The organism is Bowmanella yangjiangensis (genome assembly GCF_017255015.1).
In the GTDB taxonomy this organism is placed as follows: Bacteria; Pseudomonadota; Gammaproteobacteria; order Enterobacterales; family Alteromonadaceae; genus Bowmanella; species Bowmanella yangjiangensis.
In genome coordinates, this window is the sequence record NZ_JAFKCS010000253.1 from 1 (window position 1) to 1131 (window position 1131).

The 1131-nt window shown below is 65.5% G+C and carries 1 protein-coding gene; it reads left to right on the top strand.

The window, feature by feature from the left end; all coding sequences use genetic code 11:
- The coding region (locus J0A65_RS23765; protein WP_206596745.1) for a DUF4261 domain-containing protein at positions 1-989 on the top strand (989 nt) is incomplete at its 5' end.
- Positions 990-1131 lie beyond the last annotated feature (142 nt).

Sequence of the window (1131 nt, forward strand, 5' to 3'; positions counted from 1 at the left end):
GTTTGCCGCCATCCATGTACGAGCCCGCATCGAGCAGGATGTGGAGGCGTAACGCGCGAGTCGTCCTGGGAAGCGTTGAACAAAGGGAGTTTCAGGTGAGTATCTTTTCGCGTTTCTTCGGTCGCCGCGACGACGCTGCCGCAGAGCCGGCCCGTCTGGTCGCCAATCCCGCCAGCGAAGGGCGAGTCAGCCTGCAGGTGCTGTTCCCGGCTGCGCTGCAGTTGGATCAGGACGAGCTGACCCGCGTCCTGCGTGCCTATCACCCGGAAATGGCCGCAGCGAGCTGCGAGGTGTCCGACGAAGTCGAGCAGTTCTTCGCCCTGGCCGGCTGGGGAGAGCACGTGGTGCGGCTGCTTGGCTTCGATGCGCCGTTCCCTGCGCAATCGCTGGAGTCCTGCGTGGCCCCCGCGCATTACCCGCAGGCACTCAAGGATGAGGTGCGCGCCCATGCCAGCCATGTCCTGCTGTACTACGCCGGGCATGACGACGACCCCCTGGAGCAATACGTGGTGCTGGCCGCAGTCGCCGGTGCGCTGGCGCATTTCGGCGCCATCGCGGTGCTCAACGAGAGTGGCAGGACCTCCTTGCCCGCAGCGATCTTCAATGACCAGGGACTGGGGCGCGAGAGCCTGGACGTGCTGCGCGGCATGCCGCTGACCGCGCTCTACTGCGGCTTCGTCAAATACGACGTCGAAGGCGTGCAGGGCACCTGGATGCGTACCTACGGCGGTGGTGTGTTCGGTATCGCCGACTTCGCCGTGCTGGCCGAAGGGCACCATGAGGGCGAACGCTACTCGGAGCTGTTCGACAACGTGATGAGCTACCTGCTGAGCAGCGGCGCGCAGATGGCCCCCGGGCACACCCTGCAGGTCGGCGAGGACGCCTTCATGCGCCTGCGGGCACCGCTGGCCGAGGAATACTTTCTCGACGGGCCGGACCCGCTGCTGGTCGCCGAGATCATCGCGGCGCACAAGGCCAATCCGGCCTGAAGCGCTCTTCGGCATTTGCTAGACTGCCGGGCCGCATTTAATGTGGCCCTTTCACTTCTTGTCCCCAGGTTTGCCAGATCATGACGCTGTCCGATCCGCACCAGCTTGCCACCGTGCTCGAAGGCCTGCTCCTGGCGGCGGG